Annotated in this window: 24 protein-coding genes; 14 read left to right on the forward strand and 10 right to left on the reverse strand. The window is 60.5% G+C overall.

Annotated elements, in window-relative coordinates; translation table 11 throughout:
- Nucleotides 1–38: 38 nt before the first annotated feature.
- Nucleotides 39–2,612, forward strand: coding sequence for a cell cycle histidine kinase CckA (cckA, locus tag OOJ09_RS12310; protein WP_269905472.1), 2,574 nt, complete (start codon nucleotides 39–41; stop codon nucleotides 2,610–2,612).
- Nucleotides 2,613–2,698: 86 nt separating this feature from the next.
- Nucleotides 2,699–3,412, forward strand: a complete 714-nt coding sequence (locus OOJ09_RS12315; RefSeq protein ID WP_269905473.1) for a DeoD-type purine-nucleoside phosphorylase — start codon at nucleotides 2,699–2,701, stop codon at nucleotides 3,410–3,412.
- Nucleotide 3,413: 1 nt separating this feature from the next.
- Here OOJ09_RS12315 and OOJ09_RS12320 read toward each other — a convergent pair whose 3' ends face one another.
- On the reverse strand, nucleotides 3,414–3,719 hold the full coding sequence (locus OOJ09_RS12320; RefSeq protein ID WP_269905474.1) for a ribbon-helix-helix domain-containing protein: 306 nt from the start codon (nucleotides 3,717–3,719) through the stop codon (nucleotides 3,414–3,416).
- Nucleotides 3,720–3,943: 224 nt separating this feature from the next.
- Between OOJ09_RS12320 and OOJ09_RS12325 the strand changes: the two genes are divergently transcribed.
- The 6 genes from OOJ09_RS12325 (at nucleotide 3,944) to OOJ09_RS12350 (ending at nucleotide 10,318) form a co-directional block, all read left to right on the forward strand.
- Nucleotides 3,944–4,339, forward strand: a complete 396-nt coding sequence (locus OOJ09_RS12325; RefSeq protein WP_269905475.1) for a VOC family protein — start codon at nucleotides 3,944–3,946, stop codon at nucleotides 4,337–4,339.
- Between the two features lie 81 nt (nucleotides 4,340–4,420).
- Complete coding sequence (locus OOJ09_RS12330) at nucleotides 4,421–4,951, forward strand: gluconate 2-dehydrogenase subunit 3 family protein (protein WP_269905476.1); 531 nt, start codon at nucleotides 4,421–4,423, stop codon at nucleotides 4,949–4,951.
- Between the two features lie 48 nt (nucleotides 4,952–4,999).
- On the forward strand, nucleotides 5,000–6,571 hold the full coding sequence (locus tag OOJ09_RS12335; protein ID WP_269905477.1) for a GMC family oxidoreductase: 1,572 nt from the start codon (nucleotides 5,000–5,002) through the stop codon (nucleotides 6,569–6,571).
- A gap of 384 nt (nucleotides 6,572–6,955) precedes the next feature.
- A complete protein-coding gene (locus OOJ09_RS12340; protein ID WP_269905478.1) occupies nucleotides 6,956–8,665 on the forward strand; it encodes a sensor histidine kinase in 1,710 nt (569 codons plus the stop codon).
- Nucleotides 8,665–9,300, forward strand: a complete 636-nt coding sequence (locus OOJ09_RS12345; protein ID WP_269905479.1) for a response regulator — start codon at nucleotides 8,665–8,667, stop codon at nucleotides 9,298–9,300. Before OOJ09_RS12340 ends, OOJ09_RS12345 begins: the two co-directional genes overlap by 1 nt.
- Entirely contained in the window at nucleotides 9,293–10,318 is a 1,026-nt protein-coding gene (locus OOJ09_RS12350) for a lysylphosphatidylglycerol synthase transmembrane domain-containing protein (RefSeq protein ID WP_269905480.1), read from the forward strand. The genes OOJ09_RS12345 and OOJ09_RS12350 overlap by 8 nt, the downstream gene beginning before the upstream one ends.
- Before the next feature lie 58 nt (nucleotides 10,319–10,376).
- Here OOJ09_RS12350 and OOJ09_RS12355 read toward each other — a convergent pair whose 3' ends face one another.
- From OOJ09_RS12355 to OOJ09_RS12385, 7 genes are all read right to left on the reverse strand, one after another.
- Nucleotides 10,377–11,801: a GMC family oxidoreductase N-terminal domain-containing protein gene (locus OOJ09_RS12355; RefSeq protein WP_269905481.1), complete on the reverse strand. Its 1,425-nt coding sequence runs from the start codon at nucleotides 11,799–11,801 to the stop codon at nucleotides 10,377–10,379.
- Between the two features lie 16 nt (nucleotides 11,802–11,817).
- Nucleotides 11,818–12,210 carry a hypothetical protein gene (locus OOJ09_RS12360; RefSeq protein ID WP_269905482.1) on the reverse strand — a complete coding sequence of 131 codons (393 nt, stop codon included), beginning with the start codon at nucleotides 12,208–12,210 and terminating at the stop codon, nucleotides 11,818–11,820.
- Entirely contained in the window at nucleotides 12,185–12,919 is a 735-nt protein-coding gene (locus tag OOJ09_RS12365) for an HAD family hydrolase (RefSeq protein ID WP_269905483.1), read from the reverse strand. Before OOJ09_RS12365 ends, OOJ09_RS12360 begins: the two co-directional genes overlap by 26 nt.
- The gene (locus OOJ09_RS12370) at nucleotides 12,916–13,911 is read right to left on the reverse strand and encodes a UbiA family prenyltransferase (RefSeq protein WP_269905484.1); all 996 of its coding nucleotides are present in this window, start codon (nucleotides 13,909–13,911) and stop codon (nucleotides 12,916–12,918) included. The genes OOJ09_RS12365 and OOJ09_RS12370 overlap by 4 nt, the downstream gene beginning before the upstream one ends.
- 43 nt (nucleotides 13,912–13,954) lie before the next feature.
- The gene (locus OOJ09_RS12375) at nucleotides 13,955–15,514 is read right to left on the reverse strand and encodes an ArnT family glycosyltransferase (protein ID WP_269905485.1); all 1,560 of its coding nucleotides are present in this window, start codon (nucleotides 15,512–15,514) and stop codon (nucleotides 13,955–13,957) included.
- Nucleotides 15,515–15,550: 36 nt separating this feature from the next.
- Nucleotides 15,551–17,029, reverse strand: a complete 1,479-nt coding sequence (locus tag OOJ09_RS12380) for an aspartate aminotransferase family protein (protein ID WP_269905650.1) — start codon at nucleotides 17,027–17,029, stop codon at nucleotides 15,551–15,553.
- Between the two features lie 212 nt (nucleotides 17,030–17,241).
- Nucleotides 17,242–17,640, reverse strand: coding sequence for a hypothetical protein (locus OOJ09_RS12385; protein ID WP_269905486.1), 399 nt, complete (start codon nucleotides 17,638–17,640; stop codon nucleotides 17,242–17,244).
- Between the two features lie 313 nt (nucleotides 17,641–17,953).
- Between OOJ09_RS12385 and urtA the strand changes: the two genes are divergently transcribed.
- The 6 genes from urtA (at nucleotide 17,954) to OOJ09_RS12415 (ending at nucleotide 24,186) form a co-directional block, all read left to right on the forward strand.
- Nucleotides 17,954–19,264: an urea ABC transporter substrate-binding protein gene (urtA, locus tag OOJ09_RS12390; RefSeq protein ID WP_269905487.1), complete on the forward strand. Its 1,311-nt coding sequence runs from the start codon at nucleotides 17,954–17,956 to the stop codon at nucleotides 19,262–19,264.
- A gap of 125 nt (nucleotides 19,265–19,389) precedes the next feature.
- Nucleotides 19,390–21,006 (forward strand): urea ABC transporter permease subunit UrtB, encoded by a 1,617-nt coding sequence (gene urtB, locus OOJ09_RS12395; protein WP_269905488.1) that lies wholly within the window; start codon nucleotides 19,390–19,392, stop codon nucleotides 21,004–21,006.
- A complete protein-coding gene (gene urtC, locus OOJ09_RS12400; protein WP_269905489.1) occupies nucleotides 21,003–22,232 on the forward strand; it encodes an urea ABC transporter permease subunit UrtC in 1,230 nt (409 codons plus the stop codon). The genes urtB and urtC overlap by 4 nt, the downstream gene beginning before the upstream one ends.
- A gap of 5 nt (nucleotides 22,233–22,237) precedes the next feature.
- Nucleotides 22,238–22,984, forward strand: a complete 747-nt coding sequence (urtD, locus tag OOJ09_RS12405) for an urea ABC transporter ATP-binding protein UrtD (RefSeq protein WP_269905490.1) — start codon at nucleotides 22,238–22,240, stop codon at nucleotides 22,982–22,984.
- 69 nt (nucleotides 22,985–23,053) lie between these two features.
- The gene (gene urtE / locus OOJ09_RS12410) at nucleotides 23,054–23,749 is read left to right on the forward strand and encodes an urea ABC transporter ATP-binding subunit UrtE (protein WP_269905491.1); all 696 of its coding nucleotides are present in this window, start codon (nucleotides 23,054–23,056) and stop codon (nucleotides 23,747–23,749) included.
- Between the two features lie 260 nt (nucleotides 23,750–24,009).
- A complete protein-coding gene (locus OOJ09_RS12415; protein WP_269905492.1) occupies nucleotides 24,010–24,186 on the forward strand; it encodes a hypothetical protein in 177 nt (58 codons plus the stop codon).
- Between the two features lie 76 nt (nucleotides 24,187–24,262).
- Here the strand turns inward: OOJ09_RS12415 and OOJ09_RS12420 are convergent, their stop codons facing one another.
- Both OOJ09_RS12420 and OOJ09_RS12425 read right to left on the reverse strand, forming a co-directional pair.
- Nucleotides 24,263–25,414 (reverse strand): GGDEF domain-containing protein, encoded by a 1,152-nt coding sequence (locus OOJ09_RS12420; protein ID WP_269905493.1) that lies wholly within the window; start codon nucleotides 25,412–25,414, stop codon nucleotides 24,263–24,265.
- A gap of 200 nt (nucleotides 25,415–25,614) precedes the next feature.
- Nucleotides 25,615–26,418 (reverse strand): DUF72 domain-containing protein, encoded by an 804-nt coding sequence (locus tag OOJ09_RS12425; protein WP_269905494.1) that lies wholly within the window; start codon nucleotides 26,416–26,418, stop codon nucleotides 25,615–25,617.
- Nucleotides 26,419–26,424 lie beyond the last annotated feature (6 nt).

Below are 26,424 nucleotides of genomic sequence, written 5' to 3' on the forward strand. Positions count from 1 at the left end.
GCGGGTGTCGGACACCGGAATTCACGAGCAGGGGGCACATGGCCAAGGAAGCGCGCGGCGATTTCTATCCGGTACCGATCGTCGACCAGAACACGCGACCGGGCGCGGTCACCCGGCTTATCATTTTCATCGTCGTTCTGACGGGGGCCGCCATCATCTTCGGCCTCTTCCGCGAGCGCCTCGGCGATCCTTTCCTGCTCGGCATGCTCGGCGTGCTGGCGATGATCGGTGTCGGCTTCCTCTTCGCCACGGCGATCGGCTTCGTGCAGGTCACGCCACGCTCGACAGGCGATGAACTGTCGAAGGCATTCGTTGATTCGATGTCGCAGGGCCTTCTGGTGACGGATACCAAGGGCCGTGTCGTCTACGCCAATCGATCCTATGCCGACATGACCGGAGCGTCGTCGGCGGCCGACCTCAAGACGGTCGAGGGCTTGCTCTCGGATGTTCCCGAAGCTTCGGTGACGATTTATCGCTTGGCGTCCGGCCTGCGCGACGGCCAACCGGGTGACGGCGAGTTTCGGCTCGCGCAGTCCATTCGGCCAGGCGCTGAGCCAGGCGCCCGCTGGTACCGGGCCCGCGCCCGCACCTTCAGCGTGCCGGGTCAGCGGCTGCCGATGCTGGCCTGGCAACTTGCCGACATTTCGCAGGAGCGGGCCGAGCAGGAGCGCTTCTTCCTCGACTTGCAGAAGGCGATCGATCACCTCGACCACGCGCCGGCCGGCTTCTTTTCGGCCGACCAGGATGGCCGTGTCACCTACATCAATGCCACGCTTGCCGAATGGCTGGGTATCGACCTTACCAGTTTCACGCCCGGCTCCGTCACCTTGCCAGAGATCGTGGCCGGCGATGGCATGGCACTGGTCCGCTCGGTCAAGGCTGATCCGGGCACCACGCGCAACGCAGTCCTCGATCTCGATCTGACAACAACGAAAGGCGAGGCGCTGCCGGTACGCTTCATGCATCGCGTTTCGGCCAGCCGCGAAGGCGTCAACGGCCCGACGCGCACGATCGTGCTCAATCGGACGCAGGGCGAGGATGCTTCCGCCGATCTTCGCGCCTCAGAGGTCCGCTTCACCCGTTTCTTCAATTCGACGCCAATGGCCATTGCAGCCGTCGACAAGAGCGGGCGCATCCTGCGCACCAACGCGCCGTTCCTGTCGCTGTTTTCCTCCGTCGTCGATGGGGACGCGGTCGATCGCCGCGTGCGGCTGGACACGGTGATCCACGAGCGCGACCGGCCGGCTTTTGCCTCCGCTTTCGAAAAAGCCCGGCAGCGACAGGCCGACATCGAGCCGATCGACACCTTGTTGCCCGGCAACGATGAACGGCACATCCGTTTCTACGTCAACGCGGTCGCCGACGGGACCGGCGGCGAGGGCGCCGAGGAGTCGGCCATCGTCTACGCCGTCGAGACCACTGAGCAGAAGGCACTCGAAGGGCAGATGGCGCAAAGCCAGAAGATGCAGGCGGTCGGCCAACTTGCCGGCGGCATCGCGCACGACTTCAACAATGTGCTGACCGCCATCATCATGGCCTCGGACCTGCTGTTGACCAACCACCGCCCGTCGGACCCATCCTTCCCCGACATCATGAACATCAAGCAGAACGCCAACCGGGCAGCCTCACTGGTGCGGCAACTGCTGGCGTTCTCGCGCAAGCAGACGCTGCGGCCCGAGGTGTTAAACCTGACCGACGTGCTCGCCGACCTCAGGATGTTGCTAGCCCGTCTTGTCGGCAATGACATCAAGCTGAAGGTCGACCATGGCCGCGACCTGTGGCCGGTCAAGGTCGATATCGGGCAGTTTGAACAGGTGGTGGTCAACCTTGCGGTCAACGCCCGCGACGCAATGCCGGCCGGCGGCGATCTTACCGTGCGCACCCGCAATGTGACGGCCGAGGAATGCAAGGCCTTTTCCTACCGCGAACTCACTCCGGCCGACTATGTCGTGGTCGAGGTCGAGGATAGCGGCAGCGGCATCGCGCCCGACGTGCTGAAGAAGATTTTCGAGCCCTTCTTCACCACCAAGGAGGTCGGCAAGGGCACCGGCCTTGGCCTGTCGATGGTCTATGGCATCATCAAGCAGACCGGCGGCTTCATCTTCTGCGATTCCGAGGTCGGCAAAGGGTCAACTTTCCGCATCTTCCTGCCGCGCCACATGGCGGAAGTGAAGAAGGCGGGCGAGCCCGGCGATGCGCCGGCGGTGCCGGCGAAGGTTGTCGATACGGCCAAGGATCTGTCAGGCTCCGCCACGGTGCTGCTCGTGGAGGATGAGGACGCCGTGCGCATGGGCGGCATGCGGGCGCTGGTGTCGCGCGGCTATACCGTGCACGAGGCATCCTCGGGCGTCGAGGCGCTGGAAGTGTTCGAGGCGCTGGGCGGCAAGGTCGACATCGTCGTGTCCGACGTGGTGATGCCGGAGATGGACGGGCCGACGCTGCTTGGTGAACTGCGCAAGCGCCAGCCGGATATCAAGTTCGTCTTCGTGTCAGGCTATGCCGAGGACGCCTTCGCCAGAAACCTGCCGGCAGACGCGCATTTCGGCTTCCTGCCGAAGCCGTTTTCGCTCAAGCAGCTGGCGACGATTGTCAAGGACGTGCTGGAATCCTAGCTGCTTCCGATGCTCTGCCCTTGCGTAATGCCGTGACAACGCCATGATTTCGGGTGAAACGGCAAGCGGGCTTGGGAGAGCAGCGGTTGACGCCACATATCGAGGCAGACAAGGGCGACTATGCCGGTACGGTGTTGCTGCCGGGCGACCCGCAACGCGCCGAGTGGATGGCGGAAACATTCCTGGAAGCGCCGCGCTGCATCAATCGCCGGCGGGGCGCCCTTGGCTTTACCGGATTGTTCCGCGGCAAACCGGTCAGCATTCAGGCGACGGGCATCGGCGTCTCGTCGTTTCTGATCTATGCGCATGAGCTGCTGGATTTTTATGGTGCCCGGACACTGATCCGCACCGGTACCTGCGGCGGCCTGACCGCCAGGACAAAACTGCGCAGCCTTGTCATCTCGCGATCAGCACGCGCGGAAAGCGCCCAGAGCGGCCAGGTTTTCGGCCTTTATGAAGCCGTTGCCGGACCGGATCCGGCGCTGCTTGCCCGCGCCCTGGCCAAGGCAGCCGAACTTGGCATTGACCATCACGCAGGCCTGACGGTTTGCAGCGATGTCTTCCATCATCCGGAAGGCCGCGTCCGCTTTGTCGAAGCGCAGGCGGCCGGCGCTCTGGCCGTGGATATGGAAACCGCCGCGCTTTATCGCATTGCCGCTTATTTCGGCGCCCGGGCGCTGTCGATCCTGACCGTGGTGGACAATATCGTCACCGGCGAACAAACCGACTATTCCGAGCGCCAAGCGCTCTTCACCGAGATGAGCCGGTTGGCGCTCGCTGTCGCCACAGAGGGACGCTAGTCTAGGCGGCTTGCCGCTTCGGCGCCATCTGCTCCTCCATGCCCGGCCGATGGCCGCGCAGATAGAGGGCGCAGGTGGTGCGCAGCATCGACGCGAAGTTTGGAATGGCGCCGTTGATCTCGATGGCTTCGTCATAGAGCTTCGAGATGAATTTCGGCGTCGTCAGACCCTGGCTGTCGGCGATTTCATCAAGCAGCGCCCAGAATGTCGCCTCGAGCTGAATACTGGTCGAATGCCCGTCAATGCGAATCGACCGGTTGATCTGGCGATAGCCTTCGGGGTCCTGGCCCGCAAATACCCTGCACATCCGACAAACCTCCCATGATTGTTGGTTTTGGGTGGACGGGCTGCACTTTGCCGAACAACTCGTCCCCAATGGTACTTTCAGGCAAAAATGCCCGTACGGCAATCGGACTTTCGTCCCTGATGGGCGAGCGGGGCATTTCACGAGTCTGGGCGTGGTAACCGGCTGCCACCATCTTTTGCCCGCGCCGCCCATAATCGCTTCCGTTCACCACGGCGGAGACTGATTTGGCAAAGGCGATCCACAGCATGATACGGGTTCTCGAGGAGGCCCGATCCGTCGACTTCTACAGACATGCCTTCGGGCTCGATGTCGCCGACAGGCTGGACTTCGAGACATTCACGCTCATTTATCTCAGCAACGCCGAGACAGGGTTCGAGGTCGAATTGACCGTGAACAAGGGGCGGCGGGAGCCCTATGTGCTTGGCGACGGCTACGGCCACCTCGCGGTCTCGGTCGTCGACCTCGACAGCGAACATGACCGTCTCGGCGCGCTTGGCCTCAACCCCAAGAAGATCGTCGAGTTCAACCGCGACGGCTCGCTGATCGCCCGCTTCTTCTTCATCGAGGATCCGGATGGCTACAAGATCGAGGTTCTGCAACGCGGAGGCCGCTTCAAATAGGAGACATCGCAGCCGCACCGGGAGATGCGGCGCCAGCAACGGCACCCTCAAGGGGTGCAAATAGCAAGCAGGGAGGAATACATGGTCACGATCTATGACGGGAAGCCTGGACTTTCACGTCGTGAGCTTCTCAAACGCGGTGGCATCGGCGCTTTGCTCGTCATTTCGGGCAGCGCCGTGATCAGCCCCGAACATGCCTGGGGGCTTGAGACATCGGCGCTCAAGCCCGAAACGATGGCGACGCTGATCCAGATGGCGCGCGACATCTATCCGCACGATCAGGTTCCCGACAAATATTACGCCATTGCCGTGAAAGGCCATGACGAGCAGGCCGGCAAGGACGCCGCCCACAAGGCGATGATCGAAGACGGCATCGCCGATCTCGACAAGAAGTCGGGTGAGGGCGGCTACCGGGCTCTTGGCTGGGAAGACCAGCGTGTCGCGGTTCTGAAGCAGATCGAGACGACGCCCTTCTTCCAGGCCATCCGTGGCGGTCTCGTCGTCGGCCTCTACAACCAGAAAGAGGTATGGCCGATCTTCGGCTACGAGGGCGAGTCCTATTCCAAGGGCGGCTATATCGCGCGCGGTTTCAACGACATCGAGTGGCTCTGAGCCCCTTCGTCGTGAGACCCCGCAAACAGGAAATCATGGGAGGAAACCATGGCAGCATCATTTGATCTCAAAAACGACGGTGTGGTCGTCATCATCGGCTCGGGCGCCGGCGGCGGCACGCTCGGCAATGAACTTGCCCAGAAGGGTATCGATGTCGTCATTCTGGAGGCCGGCGCGCGCCACGAATACGAGGACTTCGTCAATGACGAGTGGGATTCATTCACCCAACTCGCCTGGAAGGACAAACGCACCACGTCCGGCGACTGGCGCGTGGCCAAGGATTTCCCGAACCTGCCGGCCTGGATCGTCAAGTCGGTGGGCGGCTCGACCACGCACTGGGCCGGAGCTTCGCTGCGCTTCCAGGAGCATGAGTTCAAGACGCTATCGACCTATGGCAAACTGAAGGGCGCGAACCTGCTCGACTGGCCGATCACGCTGGCCGAGATGGAGCCCTACTACGCCAAGGCCGAGGCAAAGATGGGCGTGACCGGCACCAACGACTGGCCGAGACTGCCGGGCAACAACAACTTCAAGGTGCTGAAGGCGGGCGCCGACAAGCTCGGCTACAAGGAATGCCACACCGGCAACATGGCGATAAACTCGGTCCAGCGCGACGACCGCAATTCCTGCCAGCAGACAGGGTTCTGCTTCCAGGGCTGCAAATGGGGCGCCAAATGGTCGACGCTCTACACCGAGATCCCCAAAGGCGAGGCGACAGGGCACCTCGAGGTCAGGCCGAACGCAATGGTGATCAAGATCAACCATGACGCCTCGGGCAAGGTGACCGGGGTCGTCTATGCCGACAAGGACGGCAAGCTGCAGGAGCAGAAGGCCCGCATCGTCGCTGTCGCCGGCAATTCCATAGAGAGCCCGCGCCTGTTGCTGAATTCCGAATCAGCGAAGTTCCCGCACGGCCTCGCCAATTCGTCGGGTCAGGTGGGCAAGAACTACATGCGCCACACCACCGGCTCGGTCTATGCCATCTTCGAGAAACCCGTGCACATGTATCGCGGCACCACCATGGCTGGCATCATCCGCGACGAGGCGCGCCATGATCCGTCGCGCGGTTTCGTCGGCGGCTACGAGTTCGAGACGCTGTCGCTCGGGCTGCCGTTCATGGCGGCCTTCCTCGATCCGGGCGGCTGGGGCCGGTCGTTCACCACGGCGCTCGACCACTACGACCACATGGCCGGCCTGTGGATCGTCGGTGAGGACATGCCGCGCGCGGAGAACCGCATCACGCTGCATGCCGACATGAAGGACGAACATGGCATGCCGATCGCCGACGTGCATTTCGACGATCATCCCAACGACACCGCGATGCGCAACCACGCCTACAAGCAGGCCTCGGCGCTTTACGCCGCGGTCGGCGCCACGCGCACCTTCCCGACGCCGCCCTATCCGTCGACCCACAATCTCGGCACCAACCGGATGAGCGAGAAAGCGGCCGACGGCGTCGTCAACAAGCATGGCCAGGCGCACGACATCAAGAACCTGTTCGTGTCGGACGGCAGCCAATTCACCACGGGTGCCGCCGAAAACCCGACCCTGACGATCGTGTCGCTGGCGATCCGACAGGCCGACTACATCGCCGCGCAGATGTCGGCCAAGACGATCTGAGCCACCAGAACATCGACCCGCTCATCGGGTCGATGCCGAACCCCAGCGTCCTCCCGGACCGCTAAGCGGAACGCGCAACCCGCGTTCCGCTTTTTTGGTGACAAGGATACGCGCCGACTTGCGGCGGATGGGAATGGCTAAGGCCCCGATGTCACGTCCATTTGGTATCCTTGGCTTAGCCGGACTACCACGTTTTGGTACGGTGCAAGGACACCGTTGATACCTTAATTCTTTCTTGTCCAGCTCCTGCACCGGCGTGTTCATCCTGCTCGCGCCGGCGGCGACGCAATGGCTTGCGCGGCAGTCCCAACTCCGCTCGCACGCTTGTTGAGGGTCGCGTGGCTCCGCCGGCCGCGATGCACGGTGCTTCGACAAGGAGTTTGCATGACAAGCCTTGATTTTGGCCTTGTTACTCGGATGAGACGCGCCGGCTCTGACGCCCGTCCAATGAGGATTGGCAGATCGGTCAGAAACTTCCTGGTGACATCGGATCCCGAAGCGCTGATCAACATCTGCCGCCTGGTCACCGCGCTGTTCGCTGTCCTGGCAATCTATCTTGACCCCACCGACCCAGCGTCCTTTCTGGTTGAATCGCAAGTAATTCTTGGCCTCTACATGGTCCTTTCCTTGCTTCTCGTTGTATTTCCGTTGCGAAAGTCTCTCGATAGCCCGATTCACCTCCTCGTTCATCTCATCGATGCCGTAATACTGGGCTGTCTCGCTTTTTTTTCGGATGAACTCACAAGTCCGTTTTTTTCCTTCCTGCCTTTTATCTTGCTTTCCATGACCCTGCGCTGGGGACTGAGGGGGGCTGTTATGGGCGCTGCCGTTTTGCAAGTCGTTCTGGTCATTATTGGTGTGCCCGATCTGGCGAACGGCGGCCCGCCCGAACTCAACGTATTTATAATGCGTGCGACCTATTTCATGGTTGCGGCCGTTATGCTCGGCTATTTCGGCGCTTATCGTGAACACCACCGCCAGCGTCTGACGCAGCTTGCCCATTGGCCGTTCGATGCAATTACCGGCGATCGGCTGTCATGGCTGCGCGGCCTTTTCAACCACGCGGCCGGCGTGATGGGTGACCCTGGCCTGTTGGTCGTTTGGCGGGATCAGGAGGAAGATATCGGCAGCGTCGCCTATTGGCTGAAGGGCGATTTGCGGCTGACTGACGTTCGGGGAGCGGCTTTCTGGAGTCAACACGATCCAGAACCGCCAACGCCCGATCTCGACCGAGGCGGAATGGTGGCGGTCATCGACGCCGAAGTGGCTGGAATTTTCCGTGACCTGCCGGAACTGGCGGCGGAAGTTCGCACGCCCTTCAAATATATCTGCTCGGCGGCATTTTCCAGCGTGCGGTACCGCGGGCGGGTTTTCGTTATCGATCCGGCCTGTCATCCCGAGGAATGCGGTTCGCTCACTGAAATCATCGCTATGAGATTCAGATCGGAACTAGGACGTCTGGCGCTGATGCAGCAAACAACCGAGACGGCGCGCGCTGAAGAGCGCGTGCGGCTCGCGCGCGACCTGCATGACAGCATTCTGCAGGATCTCACTGCCGCCAGCTTGAAACTCAAGCTCATCGCCAAATCCGTTTCCAAGGAACCCAAGGCGAACGTGGTCGATGTGAATACGCTTGTTTTCAATTTGCAACAACGTATCCGGCGATATGTCGATGAACAGTGCGCCGTCCACCAACAATATGATGAGGCTCCGCTCTACCAGGCGCTGCCCGGTCTAATCGAGCTTCTGAGGCAGCAATGGGATTGCCGGATCGAGGCTACTCTTGATCCGCCGAACCTCGAAGTTCCAAAATCCATGCAGCATGAAATCATGCAGCTTGTCTCCGAGGCTACCGCCAACGCCGTCCGGCACGGAAAGGCGACGCAAGTGCGGATTGAACTTGTTCGTGCCGATCGCGGCGTTGAGCTCGAAATTTCCGACAACGGATCGGGAATGGCAGCTGATGTTGAACCGAAACGGCCGTTGTCGCTGTGCGCGCGGGTTACCGAGCTCAAGGGTAACTTGACGATACGCGCCGCATCGCCGGGACTTAGCCTGCGCATTGCATTGCCCCTGGGCCAGGCAGCGCGGTAATGTTTTCCGTTGTCCTCGCCGACGATCATCCTTTGCTGCTCCGCGGATTGCAGGGTCTGCTGAAAACCGCGTCGGATTTCAACGTGTTGGCGGCAACGGCGAGCGGGGCGCAGGCGTTGTCGCTCATTAGCGATCTCCGACCCGATCTGGCCGTGCTCGATGTTTCCATGCCGGATGTTGGTGGACTGGAGATCCAGCGAACCGTCTTTAAAGGGCGGCTACCGGTGAAGGTAATTTTCCTCACCGCGACTCTGACGGGCCGCCAGATCGCGGACGCAATATCGATGGGGGCGTGGGGCATCCTCTTGAAGGAATATGCCCCCGAAGCTCTCCTGGATTGCATGCGGCAGGTCGCAAGCGGAGAGAAGTGGCTGCCGCAGGAGCTCGTGGACCGGGCAACGAGCGCCGGGCCATCCGATAGCCCTCAAAAACTCGATCTGCTGACCGTGCGCGAAAGGGAGGTCGCGGTACAGATCTGCGGAGGACTGTCCAACCGGGCCATTGCACAGAAGCTGGGAACAACCGAAGGGACCATCGGCATTCATCTAAACAACATCTACCGCAAGCTGGATATCACCAATCGCACGACGCTCGCCGCGCTCCATCTCCAATACATGGCAAGCCCGAATGGCTGATCAAACGGAGTTCAATCAGGGCCGGACAGGCAGAATAATCAGGGTTGGACTTGGCTTGATTGTCGGGGCGACGTTTGTCGTCCTTGCCATGCGCAATGTCCACTTTCCAGAGGTTGGCGCCATACTGCGCCGTGCGACTGTCGCGCCGCTCGTCCTTGCCATCGTGGCCTTTGTCGCTGACTTTCTTCTGAGGGCTGTCCGGTTCTGGATGATGCTGCAATCGGCAACCGGTCGCCGCTTGCCGTTGCGATTGATGATCGGCCCCTTTATCGCCAGCTTTGGCATGAGCGATGTTCTTCCCCTGCGGGTAGGGGATGGTTTTCGTGTTTTATGGTTTAGCCGCCAGTTCGATATCCCGGCAGGAACAGTCATCGGCACGATGATCGTCGAGCGCATTCTCGATCTTGTCACCATCGTCCTGTTGGGCGCGATGTCACTGGCGCTGGTTGACCTCACTGCTCCACCCGCATTGGTGTGGAATTTCCAGCTTTTGCTCGCCATCGCGCTTACCGGCGGATTAGGGATGCTATTTGCCCCAGCGCTTTCTTACCGCTTGCTCGAAAAACTGTTCCGGAAAATAAACTTTGGTCCCATCATTATTCTGATCGCTGCGTTGCGAGCGGCATCGGAGGCTGTCGCGCAAATCAGTTCCTGGCGCCGGCTGAGCATGCTCAGCGTCATGTCATTTGCTTTGTGGCTTTTGGAAAGTGGCGTTTTTCTAGGTGTTTGGGTCAGCCTTGGCGGATCAACCGATGCCTTGTTGAAACCGTCTCTGGCCTTCGCCCTCAGCACGCTCGGCACACTGGTGCCCAGTCTCCCCGGGCATTTTGGTCCGTTTGAATTTTTTGGTCTTCAGGCCTTTACACTTGCGGGGGTGGATACCTCAATGGCAGCGGCCGTCGTGTTGCTGGCGCATCTTATTCTGTGGGCGCCGACAGCGCTCTTTGGAGTCGGCTGGCTGCTATCGGCGGCGACACAGAAACCGGACGCGTCCAGCAAAATCCAGAGCTCGGTCTGATCCGCATCGAGCAGGAACGGGTGTCCCAGTGAAGCCCGGCTCACCACTGCAATATCACTCAGTTAAATCGGCTTTCAACGGCGTGCGTCGCATTGCGATGGGCAATGGCCATGACGGTGCCCTGAGGATTGACGACAGTCGGCCCGCACAAGAGGGACGCGTCAGCGATGTAAAGGCCGTCCGCATCGCGCACGCGGCCGAATGAATCCGTCGCGCAAATGGCCTCGTTTCCTCCCATCGGACATGAGGAGAACACATGCACGGAGGTCACGCTGCCATCGCTTCCGGAAAACGTGGCGGGAAGATTGCGGACATCTTCCATGGAGCGGAGCACCGGATAGCCCTGGACGCTGGGATAGACGGCGACAGCGCCGGCTGAAAACAGTGCCTCGGCCAGTCGTTTCAGGCCATCGGCCAGTTTTCTAAGATCCGCCCCATTTTGCCAGACCCTCACCAACGGATCGCGAAAAAATGGCAGGTTGCGTACCGTCGCCTTTCCGCTTGCCGCCTGAACGTAATATATGCCCATGCGACGCCAATGCCGGTCGATCTCAGCGAAGTGGTTGGCATGATTTACCATTGCCAGGCCGAGCATCGGCCGTTTGCTGATGGAGCATCCCATACCGAAGGAAGGCTCGAATTCCCTGATCTGATGAACCGGATCGAGATCGCCCGGATTGTTCACATCCTCATCAAACTGCGCGACGACTTTCAGCATCGGATGGAAATACAGGGAGTTGCCAATATTTCGGGTCAAACCGGATCGGCGCAGAAGAGCTGGCGTCTGAACCGCGCCGCAGGCAACGAAAATCTGATCGGCGGAAATTTCTATCGGCCGTGGCGGGCCGTTTGCCGGCGTGTGCAGCGCTTTCACGTGCCATTTGCCACCTGAGCGCGTCAGTCGGTTCGCTCGTGTATCCGCGATCAGACGGCCGCCTGCTGCGAGAAATCGGGGAACGAAGGTTTCCGACATGGATTGTTTTCGACCAGATTTTTCCTCGCCGCCGTACCGGTACAAACGTGGCGCCTCGGTCGCTTGCCAGCCGAGACGGGCAGCCCCGTCACGCAGCCGTGTGGAGATGAGCGGTGCGTCACCATGCAGATACTCGATCCTCGCTGTGCTTTCGCAGGCAATGAAGTGGGGTATCAGCCGGTCGAGAGACAAATCATCGACCTTGAAGACGGCCCGCCATTGATCGAGGAGGTATTCCGGCGCGCGGTGATAGAGCCCACGATTGATCTCGCTGCCGCCCCCGACGCACCGACCTTCGACATAGGCAATTTTTGACGGGCCAACGGCTATGCAGATGCCGGCATTCCGATATTTGAGAAGCAGTTCCTCCTTTGAAAAAGGCGGAGCCGACTGAAGCGACAGATTTTGGCCTTCTTCGACCAGAAGTACTGACTTGCCTGCTTCCGCGCACAAGGTCGCGGTCACCGCGCCGCCGGGGCCAGACCCGATGACCACAATGTCGGCCGTCATTTGGCTGGTGACAGGCTCAGTTATGTTCGTGATGTGCCCCACATTCCACGTCCTGTTTGTAGAGGTCAGAATAGAGCCCAAAGAAGGTCAAGGTCCGGTAGAAGGAGATTAGCGCCGGCCGGATCTGCAGACGTGAATGTTGCCAACGCCTCAACTGATCCACGCGTTGGTCAGGGCTCAGTAGATGAAATGGCTTTCCAGCCACCGGATAAGACCAGGCATCGAATATGACGGTGAGGATACGGAAGGCCAGACGCAGGTAATCCGGCATGCTTGCATGCGCCGCCAGTACATAGGCCCCGATGGTTTCAACATCTGCGGGATTTTTTGGCGATGGCAGTTCCTGCCGGATCAAGGTGTCGACTATGGCCTGGACACATTTTTCAAAACTCGGAAGGGGTGAGTACACCGCTTTTCTCCAGCGACTGCACCACTGGCTGGAACAGTGCATCGTGATAAGACTGGAAAGTCCTGCATCGCGGGTCCCCGCGCGCGGATCTTATGATGGCGGGCATGCCGACACGGTTCGCTACCGCCCAATCGCGGTCAAAGCGGTCACCGACCATCAGCGAGCGGCTCGCATCCACACCGGTCGCACCGAGTATCTTGTGCAGCCCGGCGGGGTCGGGTTTCATCCTTCGCACGTCGCCGTCCGAGGCGCTGACCACAAAGTCCGCCTTGAGCGCCAGGGCCTTGAGCTTTTCGACGGCGGGATAGTCGGAATACACCGCAATCGTGCGACCTGAGCGGCGCAGAGCATGAAAAAGTCCTTCAACCCCAGAATAGCGGCAAGCGCCGATATGGGCGAGCGGGCGTCGCTCGATCCATTCCTGGACAACCTCGCGAACATAGACAACGGAACAACCGCATAGCCTCGCCGTGACTTCAAACTGGCGGTCCATGAAATCGGTCAGCATTTGCTCCGCCATCGCTTCCCTGCATTGCCGGAATGTGCGCAGAACATTCAAGGTCTTGAGGCTTCTCGCCCGCATGGCATCGTGCAGCAAATTCAGCGCCATGCGTGTTCTGAGACGCCGCTGGTCATAGAGGGTCCCGTCCAAGTCGAAGACCACGAGGTCGATATTGTTCCATACGATGGACTGGTTGGGTTGTTTCATTGCATGTCGACGGGTTTGAAGTTTGGCGCTGACAGATCGTAAAGCCACGGCAAATCGACGAACGACAAGATGAACAACGCCATCACCGCCAGGATCAGCGACGCCACCAGCCGGCGCGATCGGAACATTCTTTCAGGACGCTGCGCGATGGAGTTCTTCAACAAGGAAAGCCACAGATAGGACGCGAACAGGATCGCGATAAAGGGCAGAGCCAATATGTATTCGAGCCGGTATTTGGTCAGGAAAACGGCAATAAAGAATGCTGACATCATGGCGTAGAGAAAGCAGGAGACCGTCAGGTTCTCTGCCGTGTATGAACGGAACGATCGGCGGTAGCGCTGCAACAAATCCTTGTTCCCGCCGTTGGTGATGTCGCGGTATTCGGAAAGCCGCTTTGCCCCCATAAGGAAGGCGCCGGCAGCCCAATAACCTAAAAGCAGGCTGCTGGGTGGGAGTGCGGCGTGGTCAATCATCGTCCAGCCCAGCGTCAGTCTGATGGGATTGTTCACGGACTCCGAAATCACATCCAGATAAGGCAAGTCCTTCGATCGAATGGGCTTCACATTGTAGATCAGCCCCGAAATCAGAAAGACAACGGAGGCCAAGAAAAACGATGTTCCGACCGTAGCGGCGAGCAGAAGACCGACCGACGCAAGAAGGAGATACTCGAGATAAACCAGATGCGGCGACAGGGACCTCAGCACGGCGCTGCGGGCACGTTTGGTTGGATGAAAGGCGTCGAATTCTCGGTCGAGCCATTCATTCAGGACGTAGTTCGCCGAGGCGATGGCAATTGCGCTCAGGAACCCAATGACGATTGCCACCGCCGCACGATCCATGGGCGGCTCACGCAACGCATAGGCAATGACGATCCCCGGCAGGATGAAGACGTGCTTGGTCGCATGGTCGAAGCGGGCAATTGCCAGATATTCCTTAAGGCTTGCCGGGGGCGGAGAGATCGCGGCAGCCGGTTCACATCCATCCGCATACATGTGGTTGCCTCCGGTTTCCGGTGCCCGCAACACGACCTCGGTGTTACCTGGTCGTTTTGGGCATCGCATAGATACGACCGTCCGCTTCGGTTGCGACCGTAACGAGCGAAAGACGCTGTTTCAGTTCCGCTTCGCTGACGAGATAGAAACGCCAGTCGATGGCGTCGAAGATCGCAACATAGGAATGCTCTTTGGCCAGATCGTCGCGCAGCGTTTGCAGCTGTCTCTCGTACGGATTGGCTGGGTTGTCGCGGCCCGTTCGCAACTGTATGCGTTCCGGAAGGAAATGGGATTCTCGTCCCAGCACATAGGCGACGACGTCGGCACCATTGCTGTAGATCGATGCATCCGCCGGCAGTTGTCGCAGCGCCTGCATCGTCGGGGAGTTCACCCATTCGCGGCTGGCATAGCCTACCCCAAAACGATACGCCTCGGACGATCGCATGGCCGTGCGGACCACGTGGCCGCCTAACACCAGAACGGCGAAGCAGACAAGCCCGTAGTGGACCAGCTTCACAATCCCCCTGGCGTCGCCGATATGGGCTAGAACGATGGTGGTCATCAAAACGGTGGTCACGTACACCGGAAAGGCGTAGCGGCCAGTCAAGGACAGGTTCGCCTCGACCGAGGTCGAAAGAACCATGAAGCCCAGGTAGAAGAAGAAAAACAGCCCGAAAAGGGTGGGCAACAGAGCGTCGGCGACCTTGGCCTGCCGTGCGTGCCGACGCGGTTCACGCGCATGAAGGAAGGTCAGGTAGGCGGCGGCTGCTGCAAAAGCGCCAAGCAGGACAACGCGGGCTGCGAATGGCACCTTGTCAGGCAGCAACCATGCCGTCATCGCTCCAAGGCTTTTCAGCCACTCGCTGGCCCCCATATTGCCGTAGAACCAGAGCGCGCGACCAATGGAGCGGTCGGCGATGACCTCACTCATCACCACCCAGCAGAGGAAGATCGCCGTGCTCACCACCGCGAAAATAGTGGCGTCGACGAAACGGCGGGACAGTGTGTGCCGAGGATCGAGAAGAAGGCATACCGCAATCGCCGCGCCAAGCGGCGGCGCGGTAAAGCGCACCAGTGTCGTAAGACCGAGTAGCACCGCGCTTGCCTTCAGCCATGTCCTGTCTTCGGTCTCGAAATAGCGCAACAGCGCAAGCACGGTGACTAGGAGGAAGAACAGGAACGGCGGTTCCGACATCGCGAGCGAATGAAGCGTCACGAACTGAGGGGCAAGCGTGATGATCGCGGTCCCCGCGGCGGCGTAGACATATTTCCCGCTGGCGCGCACCAGCAGATGCCAGATCAGGATCGTGTTCGCACAGACGAAGAATAGACCGATTGCCTTTGCTCCGACTGGCAGGTCGACCCCGGTCGCGGAAACTCCCATCAGCAGCCATGCATAGAGCGGCGCATCGTAGGGCCGTTCGCTGATCCCCATATAACGCAAGCTATCGGGATAGATTCCGATGCCGTAGCGGGTGTTGATCAGGAACAGAACAAGGGAAGTCAGCGAAAAGAAAGCCACGCCAGCCCAATAGAGCCGGCTCGCCAGACCGACACCCGATGTCCAGCGGCTCTCGGTCGAATTGAGGATGTAACCATCCATGGTCTAGGCCCCCATCGCAGACTCTGCGTGCCGCCTTCAGGCGATGCCTCGAAAGACGCGCCTGATGTTCTTCGCCACGAAGCGAACGGTAGCGTCGCTCAATCCTCGGGAGAGAATGTCGTCCAGCGCCGCGATGAGCTTGTCGATTTGCTCTTCCCGCACCACAAAGGGCGGCATGAAATGCAGGATGTCCCGCGCGCCCGGCTGGAAATGCACCAGTATGTCGTGGCGGTCGTAAAGCTCGCGGACAAGGGCGCCGATCAACACTGTCTGATAGGTCTGGAACAGCGGATTTTTGTCGATGTCGACCAGCTTTTCCGCCAGATCCTGATGAAAGTTCAAACGGATCGCCTGAAACATTCCACGTCCGCGCACATCGAGAACGTGCTTGGGGTGTTTTGCCTTCAGCCGGTGAAGACCCTTGGACAGGTAGTCACCCATCCTCTCTGCGTTTTCGATTAGTCTTTCGTCTTGCAGGATATTCAGCGTCTCGATCGCGACGGCGCAGCTTTCGCCAAGCCCGCTGAAGCTGGAACTGTGAAGGTTGCAGTCCTGTTTGTTGCCGTAAGCCCGATCAAACAACAGTTGAGAGGTGACCATGGCAGCCACTTCCCGCTTGCCGCCGCCCAGGGTCTTGGCAAGCGTCACGATGTCGGGAACGGCTCCTTCATGCTGGAAAGCACAGAACCTGCCGCTTCGTCCCATGCCAACCTTTACTTCGTCGAAGATGGACAGGATATCGTTGTCCCGGCAATGCTGAACGAACTGCGTCAAATAGCCGGCGGGGGGGATTTCGCAGGAGGTACCCCGAATTGTCTCGACGATCGCGGCAATAATGGAATTGCCGCCGCTGCCATCCGTCTCTGACCTGATCGCCTCTCGCAGTGAATCGATGTCGCCATACCTGGCATAGATGACGTTTTCCTTTGGCACGCCCAAAAGGAAGCCGGATTGCACGTCTGTCGCGGTCGTCAGGGATAGCGCGCCATGGGTTTTGCCGTGAAACGCGCCCTGCATGCAGAGGAATTTTCTCTTGCCTTTGGGAGTCTGCACGCGTTCGCTCAGTTTCATCGCCGCCTCGTTCGCTTCGGCGCCCGAGACTGCGAGAAATGAGACGGCTAGTGGCGCGGGCAGGAATCGCGACAGGTTATACGCAAGAGCGCCCTGCAATTTGTGAGGCGCGATTTTGATGCAGTCGACGGTCTTGCGCTCATGACATTTGCGCTCCGCCTCTATAATGCGCGGATGGTTGTGACCGAGCCCAAGGACGCCGAGGCCGGCGGAAAAGTCGAGGAGCGTACGGCCGTCATTCAGCCAGATCTCGACGCCCTGCGCGCCCTTCATGTCCATATCCTTCAAGCCAAGGATATCGAAGAGCTGGAGCATGTATTTGTTCAGATGTTTTGAGTAAAGCTCATTGGCGGTTTTGCTGTCCAGGTCAAAACACTGCTCAAGGGACAGAAGTGACCTTTCATTGGCTTCTGAGCTTTTTAGCGACTCCGCAATGCGCATCATATTCAATTGCTGTACTCCCAAGTCCCAGCGATTGAATTAATTCTTAACACGAACGGCAACGCGCCGCTATTTAACGAATTATATATGTGAGGGCTTATAGGGCCCCCCGGTTCACCCAGTCCAAAATTTGTCGGGTAATCTGAACTTGTTGCTCTCGAGGGGCATGATGGACGGCCTGACAGCCGGGTTCCGCGCAGTTCCGGCCGTCCAGTTCAACGCTTCGTGCAGGTCGAGGCGGTGAAAGCACCGTTGGGTTGCCTCATGATGATGTCGAAGGAGGGCGTGGTCTCGCCGTCAAGCGTCGCCTGCGTCAGCGAGATCGAGTTGCCGCCGGTGGTGTAGCCACCCAACGGTCCCAGCCAGGAGATCACGCCGTTCGCATCCATCTGATAATTGTAAGCCTGCTGGGCGGTCCCAAAGGTGACCGGGCCGCTGTAGACGTTTCCCTTGATGGTGATGTCGCCGAGATCGAGGAACAGGCCGAGCAGGTAGACCTCGCAATGATAGGTGCCATCCGGCATCTTGCCATCGCTGAAGTCGGCTCGTGCGGCGCCGGTCGTTGTCGCCATAAGCAATATGCCGATGAAAATGCGTGAAATTCTGGATGTCATGACGTGCTCGCTCGAGCGGCGAGCTTGCCCTATTTTTGCGCTGTGCCGCAACATTTGTTGTCTGCGGTGCCGCGCTTGACGATCAAAATCTAGGCATCTGGTCAAATTGGGCGAAAATTAGGCAAAAGCCTTGTGCGTTGCGCAAATTTCCCTCAATCAATTTTTAACCGGCTCTCTTTGTTTTCGTAACTCTAATATAGTAAGCGATTGATAATATTGAATTATCATCCCTTTATCGACACCGCCTTGGCGATTGGCATGGGGGTTGCATCGTAGTGTTGCGGTGCAATCAACCAGCTTGGGAGTGTTTGGCATGAGGGGTAACTTCTCGACAATTACAAAAATGTTCTCGGCGAGCGTGGTCGCGGCAGGCCTGTTGATGTCCGTGCCCGCCAGGGCGGCGGACGACACGATCAAGGTCGGCATTCTCCACTCACTGTCGGGGACCATGGCGATTTCGGAGACGACGCTGAAGGACGCCATGCTGATGCTCATCGACGAACAGAACGCGAAGGGCGGCCTGCTCGGCAAGAAGCTCGAAGCCGTCGTCGTCGACCCTGCTTCCAACTGGCCGCTGTTCGCCGAGAAGGCGCGCGAGCTGATCTCCAAGGACAAGGTCGCGGCGGTGTTCGGCTGCTGGACCTCGGTGTCGCGCAAATCGGTGCTGCCGGTGTTCTCCGAGCTCGACAACATCCTGTTCTATCCCGTGCAGTATGAAGGCGAGGAAAGCGAGCGCAACGTGTTCTACACGGGTGCCGCGCCGAACCAGCAGGCAATCCCGGCGGTCGACTATCTGATGAGCGAGGATGGTGGCTCGGTGAAGCGCTGGGTCCTCGAAGGCACCGACTACGTCTATCCGCGCACCACCAACAAGATCCTCGAGGCCTATCTGAAGGCCAAGGGCGTCGCTGCGGAAGACATCATGGTCAACTACACGCCGTTCGGCTTCTCCGACTGGCAGACCGAAGTTTCGGCCATCAAGAAATTCGGCTCGGCCGGCAAGAAGACCGCCGTCGTCTCGACCGTCAACGGCGACGCCAACGTGCCGTTCTACAAGGAACTCGGCAACCAGGGCATCAAGGCCGAGGATATTCCGGTCATGGCCTTCTCGGTCGGCGAGGAAGAGCTTGCCGGTCTCGACACCGCGCCGCTGGTCGGCCATCTCGCCGCCTGGAACTATTTCGAGAGCGTCGACACGCCCGAGAACAAGAAGTTCATCGCCGACTGGCACAAGTTCATCAAGAACGACAAGCGCACCACCAACGACCCGATGGAAGCCCACTATATCGGCTTCAACATGTGGGTGAAGGCGGTCGAGAAGGCCGGCACCACCGATCCGGACAAGGTCATCGACGCCATGATCGGCGTTTCGGTGCCGAACCTGACCGGCGGCTACTCGACGATGATGCCGAACCACCACATCACCAAGCCGGTGCTGATCGGTGAAATCCAGGCCGACGGCCAGTTCGAGACGGTTTCGCGCACGCCGGGTCTGGTGATGGGCGACGAATGGTCCGACTACCTGCCTGACTCCAAGGACCTGATCTCCGATTGGCGCGCGCCACTGTCCTGCGGCAACTTCAATGTCGCCACCGGCAAGTGCGGCGGCAAGGGCACAAACTGATCCTCCCGGTCTGACCGGGTCGTGGTTCGCAACGCCACGGCCCGAGACCGCAAGCGCTCCGGGCGGGCTTCGTCCTCCAGCCCGCCCGGGCGCGAAATCAACCTTTCAGGAGCTGCCTGAAGCCAATGAACCTGTTCCGCGCGATTGGCCTGACACTGCTGGTCCTGCTGGCGACGCTGTCGTCATCGGGTGCAAGCGAAGCCGATCTGCGTGGCATCATCGCCAAATTCGCGACGGCCAAGGGCTTCTCGGAGACAGGGGCTGTCGTTCACGAACTGGCGGCCACAGGCGACCCGGCGGTGGAGCGGCCGCTTGCGGCACTTGCCGACGGAAATCTCTATATCCGCAAGGCCGATTCCCTTGTCTTCGTCGGCAAGGAGACCGGCGACGGCGTTGAGTTGCTCGACCCGCTAAGCGGCGAGAAGTCGGCCGACGCCGCCAAGGATGACATCACCAAGATCAAGGTCAACAACACGCTGCGCCGCGTCATCCGCGATGCGCTCGGCACGCTGACGCTTGGCGCCAAGGACCCGGCCGTGCGCATCGCCGCCGCCGACACCATGTTCAAGACGCCCGATGCCGCAAACATCGAGCCGCTCGACACCGCGATCGCCAATGAGACCTTGGCAAGCGTCAAGGCCCTGCTCGAACAGGCCCGCGCCGCCTCCGTGCTTGTCTCCGACCGGCCGGATGCCGACAAGCTCGCCGCAATCGCGCTGATCGGCGCACGGGGCGACCGCGACGCGGTTTCGCTGCTTACCTCGGTCGAGGCGAACGCCCCGGACGCGGTCAGGGAAGCGGCGACAGCGGCTATTCGCAACATCAATTCGACGCTGGCGTTCTGGGATGCCGGCCAGAACATCTGGTACGGCATTTCGCTGGGCTCGGTCTTGTTGCTCGCCGCGATCGGGCTTGCCATTACCTTCGGCGTCATGGGCGTCATCAACATGGCGCATGGCGAGATGGTCATGCTCGGCGCCTACACCACCTTTGTTGTCCAGCAGGTGATCCGCACATCCTTTCCCGGCCTGTTCGACTGGTCGCTGGTGATCGCGCTGCCGCTCGCCTTCCTCGTCGCCGCGCTCGTCGGGCTTGCCATCGAGCGCGGCGTCATCCGCTTCCTCTACGGGCGGCCGCTGGAGACCCTGCTGGCGACTTGGGGCGTCTCGCTGATCCTGCAGCAGGCCGTGCGCAGCATATTCGGGCCGACCAACCAGGAGGTTGGCAATCCGTCGTGGATGTCGGGCTCGTTCAATGTCGGACAACTCGCGATCACCTGGAACCGCCTGTGGATCCTGGTTTTCGCGCTCAGCGTCTTCGCGGTGCTGCTCTATGTGATGAAACGCACGCCCTGGGGGCTGCAGATGCGCGCCGTCACCGCCAACCGGCGCATGGCCGCTTCGATGGGGATCAGGACGCCATGGGTCGACGCGCTGACCTTCGCGCTCGGATCCGGCATTGCCGGGATTGCCGGTGTCGCGCTCAGCCAGATCGACAACGTCTCGCCCAATCTCGGCCGCGGCTACATCATCGACAGCTTCATGGTCGTCGTTTTCGGCGGGGTCGGCAATCTCTGGGGCACGCTGGTCGGCGCCTTCTCGCTCGGCATCGTCAACAAGTTCCTCGAGCCCTATGCCGGCGCGGTGCTCGGCAAGATCGTCGTGCTGGTCCTCATCATCCTGTTCATCCAGAAGCGCCCGCGCGGCCTGTTCGCGCTCAAGGGCAGGGCGGTGGAAGCATGATCAGCGGACGCTTCTTCGCCGCGGGCGCGGACCGCCGCATCGCCATTACCATCTTCATCCTGCTGGCGGTGGCCATCATCGTGCCGCTGCTTAATCTCGTCGTATCGCCGACGAGCGCCTTCTATGTCCCGTCCTATATCGTGGCGCTGACCGGCAAATATCTCTGCTATGCGCTGCTTGCCTTGGCGCTCGACCTCGTCTGGGGCTATTGCGGCATTCTCTCGCTGGGCCACGGCGCCTTCTTCGCGCTCGGCGGCTATGCGATGGGCATGTATCTCATGCGCCAGATCGGTTCGCGCGGCGTCTATGGCAACCCCATCCTGCCGGACTTCATGGTGTTCCTGAACTACAAGGAATTGCCGTGGTTCTGGACCGGCTTCGACCATTTCTGGTTCGCTGGCCTCATGGTGCTGGCCGTGCCCGGCCTGCTCGCCTTCGTCTTCGGCTGGTTTGCCTTCCGCAGCCGTGTCACTGGCGTCTATCTCTCGATCATCACGCAGGCGATGACCTATGCGCTGCTGCTCGCCTTTTTTCGCAACGACATGGGTTTCGGTGGCAATAACGGCCTGACCGACTTCAAGGATATTCTAGGGTTCAATGTGCAGGCCGACGCGACGCGCTCGGCGCTGTTCGCCGCCAGCGCGGTGACGCTCGCCCTCGCTGTCTTCGTCACCTGGGCAATCGTCGGCTCCAAATATGGCAAGCTGCTGATGGCCGTGCGTGACGCCGAGAGCCGCACGCGCTTCCTCGGCTGGCGGGCCGAGAACGTCAAACTGTTCGCTTTCACTGTCTCGGCCGTCATGGCCGGCACAGCCGGCGCGCTCTACGTGCCGCAGGTAGGCATCATCAACCCCGGCGAATTCGATCCGTCCAATTCGATCGAGGTGGTGATCTGGGCAGCCGTCGGCGGTCGTGGCACCATTGTCGGACCAATCATCGGCGCTCTGCTCGTCAATGCCGGCAAATCCTGGTTCACCGGTGTGCTGCCGGAATTCTGGCTGTTCGCGCTGGGCGGCCTGTTCGTCGCCGTCACGCTGCTCTTGCCCAAGGGCATCATCGGCATGTGGGATTCCTGGCGCGGTAACGCCAGGGCGTTGCGGGCGGCTTCTGCCGCGCAAGAAGCCGGCACGTATGTCGACCCGGCGCCGCCGAAGATCATTCGGGCACCAGCAAGAACGCCGGGTGAATGGTCTTCGTCCAACCCCGAACCCCAGCCGGCGGAGTAAGGGACATGTCGAAGAGCAGCACCATCCTCTACCTCGACGGCGTCTCGGTCTCGTTCGACGGTTTTCGCGCCATCAACAATCTGTCGCTGGTGCTCGGCAAGGGTGAGATGCGCGCCATCATCGGCCCCAACGGCGCCGGCAAGACGACGATGATGGACATCGTCACCGGCAAGACGCGGCCCGACGAGGGAGAGGTGTTCTTCGACGGACAGGTCGACCTGACCAAGCACGACGAGGCCGAGATCGCCATGATGGGCATCGGCCGCAAATTCCAGAAGCCGACCGTCTTCGAAAGCCACACGATCGAGGAGAACCTGATGCTGGCGCTGAAGGGGCCGCGCTCGATCTTTCCGGCGCTGTTCCACCGGCGCTCGGCTGCGGAGGCGCGGCAGATCGACGACATCCTCGGCATCATCCGGCTTGGCGACAAGCGCGACGAACTGGCGGCCAATCTCAGTCACGGCCAAAAGCAGTGGCTGGAGATCGGCATGCTCTTGGCGCAGGACCCGAAGCTGCTTCTGGTCGACGAGCCGGTTGCCGGCATGACCGATGCCGAGACCGAGGAAACCGCACGGCTGCTCAAGGACATTGCGCGCGACCATTCGGTCATCGTCGTCGAACACGACATGCATTTCGTGCGCGAGCTCGGCGTCAAGGTCACCTGCCTGCACGAGGGCTCGGTACTGTCCGAGGGCACGCTTGATTTCGTTTCGGCCGACGAGCGCGTCGTCGAAGTCTATCTGGGGAGATGAGCATGGTGTGGCGGGTTCAGTTCCATCGCTTCGATCTGTCCTTCCTGAGGTTCTGGAGAAGGCGCTGACATGCTCGAAGTTTCTGATGCCACGCTTCATTACGGCGCCGCCCAGGCGCTGCGTGGCGTGTCGCTGAAGGCGGGCGCCGGCAAGATCACCTGCGTGCTCGGCCGCAACGGCGTCGGCAAGACCAGTTTGATGAGATCGATCGTTGGCCACCATCGGCTGACGAGCGGAAGCGTTGCCTTCGAGGGGAAGGCGCTCGACCGGAGCGCGGCGTATGACCGCGCCCGGTCGGGCATCGCATTCGTACCGCAGGGCAGGGAGATCTTTCCGCTGCTGACGGTGCGGGAAAACCTCGAATCAGGCTTCGCGCCGCTGAAACGGGCCGACCGCAATGTGCCCGCCCATGTCTTCGAGCTGTTTCCGGTCCTGAAGCAGATGCAGGGTCGCCGTGGCGGTGACCTTTCCGGCGGCCAGCAGCAGCAGCTTGCTATTGGCAGGGCATTGGTGATGCGGCCGAAACTGCTGGTGCTCGACGAGCCGACGGAAGGCATCCAGCCTTCGATCATCAAGGATATCGGCCGTGCCATCCGCTATTTGCGCGACCAGGCCGGCATTGCCGTGCTCCTGGTCGAACAGTATCTCGATTTCTGCCGCGAACTCGCCGACGAGGTGAACATCATGGACCGGGGGCTGATTGTCCACACTGGTCCGGCGGAAGATCTCGACAGGGCGGACGTTCGCAAGTTCCTGACGGTGTAGTCCGTCTGGTCGTCACCCGCGCCGTGGTGCCCAATCTTTCTTCAAAGACACCTGCGCAACCCTGGCACGTCGACCATGGCGTGTTAGTCTTTGATTGGCCTTGGTGAGTCGGCCGCTTTCCGTATCAGTCTGGTTGGTTGCAGATCAGGGGAAGGCGCAGGCTTCAGCCGGCAAGTTCCACGCAAGCAAGGCTTCCTAACTTCCCTCCTGCGATCTGTTTGTCGTTCAACGCGTTTGGGCACACAGGCCAAGGGACAGCCATGGAACGCTATGTCGAAGATTACCAGAAACGGCGGCTTACGGAGCGCGTCGACATCATCACCGCCATCAACATATTGAGGTCCCAAGGGTACGAATACGACGAGCTGATCGAGGAAATCACCAAGGTCTTCTATGTCGACCTCGATGCCTTCAATGAAATCGTGATGGCGGCGTAAAGCTGCCTTCTCCTCTCAGGATCGTCTTGCTGAAACAGGCAAGGCGGCCATCGCGGTCGACATGTCAGGATCGCAGTTAGCCCGCGCGGCGGAATGCCGAGGCGGTGACTTGGTTGCGGCCGCCGCGCTTGGCGGCGTAGAGCGCCTTGTCGGCGGCGCTGAGCACCTTGTCGAAGCTGAGACCTTCCTTGGTGCCGAAAGCAAATCCAGCGCTGACCGTGCATGTCAGGGGCCCCGCCTCGGTTTCGATGCGGTACGCGGCGAAAGCTGCCCGTATCGTCTCCGCGGTGGCCTCCACCGTTTCGGGCAAGGTCCGTTTCAACACCAGCGCGAATTCCTCGCCGCCCATGCGTGCGGCGACGTCGGTCGGTCGAAGATTGCCGGCGAGTTCGCCGGCAAATACCTTCAGGACTTCATCGCCCGCGGCGTGGCCAAATTCATCGTTGATGGCCTTGAAGCTGTCGAGATCGAACACGACCACGGCGGTGAATGCGCCGACTGGTGCATTGCCATGCAGATCGAACAAGGCGCGGCGGTTAAGCAGGCCGGTCAAGGGATCGGTCAGCGCATTGCGGCGGTGATGTCTGGCCAGGCGTCCCTGATTGAGCGCCAGCGACAAGGCGCCAATGCCGGTCATGCTGGCGATGACGACGATGAGGCTCAGATCCTCGGCCCAGTTGCTTGGTGCATGTCCAAGGATCAGCCTGCCATCCCATGCCAGTGCCGCAGCACACAGCACGAAGGATGTGGCCGTTGCCGAATAGAGCACGGCGGCACCGATCGCCAGGGCAGGGGCCTCGGCGCGCCCCTTCCAGTATTCGGCCGCCGTCGCGAACAAAAGCAGCGCGGCGAACATGTTTTCGAACATGAAGCCGAGACCGTCATAGCCTAGAGCCATGGGCGGTAGCGTCAGCGCAAGCGAAATGCCGCTACCCATCAGGATACCTGGCATGGGTGAGCCGCCGCTTCTGAACTGATGGGCGGCGCCAAGCATCATCGAGAAGCCGACAAGCAGCAAGGTGAAGGTGGCCAACCCGAGGACACGTCCGGGCGTGGCAATGTAGGCGTCATAGGTGAAGACGTCGCCGACCACCAGCAGTGCGCTGATCGCCCATGTCAGCAGGAACTTGTCCGTACGAGCGGTCAGCCACGTGCCGAACAACGTCAGGCTCAGGCAGGCAGCCGAAAAACCAACTGCCAGCAGAAGTGAGTTGTAGTCGAGCGACATGCCCCTCGTTCCTTGCCCGCGGCGGTCCCGGATATGCGACTTGGCCAAGCTGGATTCATGCAGCAAGGAGGTATCGATAAGGTTACGATGAGGGCGAAGATGCGCGATTCCGCTGCGTCAAGGGATCTGAAGCAAAGTGGAAACCGGTTTTGGGATCCGAGGCTCAGGACAAGAAGCTGAAGGGCAGCCGTCCCCGCCCTCTAGCTCACGCGTTTCATCAGCGCCATCGCCCCGAATGGCGCGCGCACCTTGCCCTCGGTGATGAAGTAGACGAACACGTCGCGTGGCTGCACGGGCGCCTCGGTGGCGGGATCCGCGCGCGCCAGGTCGGCTGGCACCTTGCCTTCCGCCCAGGTCCTTGCGCGTGCCGCCCACTCATCGAGACCTTTCGGCGTGTAGCAGTCCGGATTGTCATCGCTGCCGGTCTGCAGCCGGGCATAGATGAAATCGGCGGTGACGTCGGCGATCGCAGGATATTTGGCATGGTCGGCATAGACGATCGCGACCTTGTATTTGCGAGCGAGCGCAACGAATTCCGGCACGATGAAGCTGTCGTTGCGGACCTCGACCGCATGGCGCAGCGCAACACCGTCCTGCTTTGCCGGAAGCAGTTTCAGAAAGGCTTCGAAATCATCGGGATCGAATTTCTTGGTCGGCGCGAACTGCCACAGGATCGGTCCGAGCTTTTCGCCGAGTGCGGCAACGCCCGAGCCAAGGAAACGCATCATCGATTCGCCGGCCTCGCCGAGCACGCGGCGGTTGGTGACGAAGCGGTTGCCCTTCAGCGCATAGACGAACCCGTCGGGCGCCTCGCTTGCCCATTTGACGAAGGTCGGCTCCTTGAAGCTCGAATAATAGGTGCCGTTGACCTCGATGCTCGGCACTTGCCGGCTGGCATAGTGCAGTTGCTTCGCCTTGGACAGTTTGTCGGGATAGAAGGACGTGTCCCAGGGCTCGAAGGTCCAGCCGCCCATACCCGAACGGATTGTTCCCGATTTGCCCATGGACTT

Origin of the sequence: Mesorhizobium qingshengii, from assembly GCF_027563465.1 — a bacterium.
Taxonomy (GTDB): Bacteria; Pseudomonadota; Alphaproteobacteria; order Rhizobiales; family Rhizobiaceae; genus Mesorhizobium; species Mesorhizobium qingshengii_A.

Bases quoted from the DNA above. Each gene is read 5' to 3' on its own strand.
- cckA (WP_269905472.1), top strand. From the start codon at position 39: ATGGCCAAGGAAGCGCGCGGCGATTTCTATCCGGTACCGATCGTCGAC.
- OOJ09_RS12320 (WP_269905474.1), bottom strand. From the start codon at position 3,719: ATGTGCAGGGTATTTGCGGGCCAGGACCCCGAAGGCTATCGCCAGATC.
- OOJ09_RS12330 (WP_269905476.1), top strand. From the start codon at position 4,421: ATGGTCACGATCTATGACGGGAAGCCTGGACTTTCACGTCGTGAGCTT.
- OOJ09_RS12335 (WP_269905477.1), top strand. From the start codon at position 5,000: ATGGCAGCATCATTTGATCTCAAAAACGACGGTGTGGTCGTCATCATC.
- OOJ09_RS12340 (WP_269905478.1), top strand. From the start codon at position 6,956: ATGACAAGCCTTGATTTTGGCCTTGTTACTCGGATGAGACGCGCCGGC.
- OOJ09_RS12345 (WP_269905479.1), top strand. From the start codon at position 8,665: ATGTTTTCCGTTGTCCTCGCCGACGATCATCCTTTGCTGCTCCGCGGA.
- OOJ09_RS12350 (WP_269905480.1), top strand. From the start codon at position 9,293: ATGGCTGATCAAACGGAGTTCAATCAGGGCCGGACAGGCAGAATAATC.
- OOJ09_RS12355 (WP_269905481.1), bottom strand. From the start codon at position 11,801: ATGACGGCCGACATTGTGGTCATCGGGTCTGGCCCCGGCGGCGCGGTG.
- OOJ09_RS12365 (WP_269905483.1), bottom strand. From the start codon at position 12,919: ATGAAACAACCCAACCAGTCCATCGTATGGAACAATATCGACCTCGTG.
- OOJ09_RS12370 (WP_269905484.1), bottom strand. From the start codon at position 13,911: ATGTATGCGGATGGATGTGAACCGGCTGCCGCGATCTCTCCGCCCCCG.
- OOJ09_RS12375 (WP_269905485.1), bottom strand. From the start codon at position 15,514: ATGGATGGTTACATCCTCAATTCGACCGAGAGCCGCTGGACATCGGGT.
- OOJ09_RS12380 (WP_269905650.1), bottom strand. From the start codon at position 17,029: ATGATGCGCATTGCGGAGTCGCTAAAAAGCTCAGAAGCCAATGAAAGG.
- OOJ09_RS12385 (WP_269905486.1), bottom strand. From the start codon at position 17,640: ATGACATCCAGAATTTCACGCATTTTCATCGGCATATTGCTTATGGCG.
- urtA (WP_269905487.1), top strand. From the start codon at position 17,954: ATGAGGGGTAACTTCTCGACAATTACAAAAATGTTCTCGGCGAGCGTG.
- urtB (WP_269905488.1), top strand. From the start codon at position 19,390: ATGAACCTGTTCCGCGCGATTGGCCTGACACTGCTGGTCCTGCTGGCG.
- urtC (WP_269905489.1), top strand. From the start codon at position 21,003: ATGATCAGCGGACGCTTCTTCGCCGCGGGCGCGGACCGCCGCATCGCC.
- urtD (WP_269905490.1), top strand. From the start codon at position 22,238: ATGTCGAAGAGCAGCACCATCCTCTACCTCGACGGCGTCTCGGTCTCG.
- urtE (WP_269905491.1), top strand. From the start codon at position 23,054: ATGCTCGAAGTTTCTGATGCCACGCTTCATTACGGCGCCGCCCAGGCG.
- OOJ09_RS12415 (WP_269905492.1), top strand. From the start codon at position 24,010: ATGGAACGCTATGTCGAAGATTACCAGAAACGGCGGCTTACGGAGCGC.
- OOJ09_RS12420 (WP_269905493.1), bottom strand. From the start codon at position 25,414: ATGTCGCTCGACTACAACTCACTTCTGCTGGCAGTTGGTTTTTCGGCT.
- OOJ09_RS12425 (WP_269905494.1), bottom strand. From the start codon at position 26,418: ATGGGCAAATCGGGAACAATCCGTTCGGGTATGGGCGGCTGGACCTTC.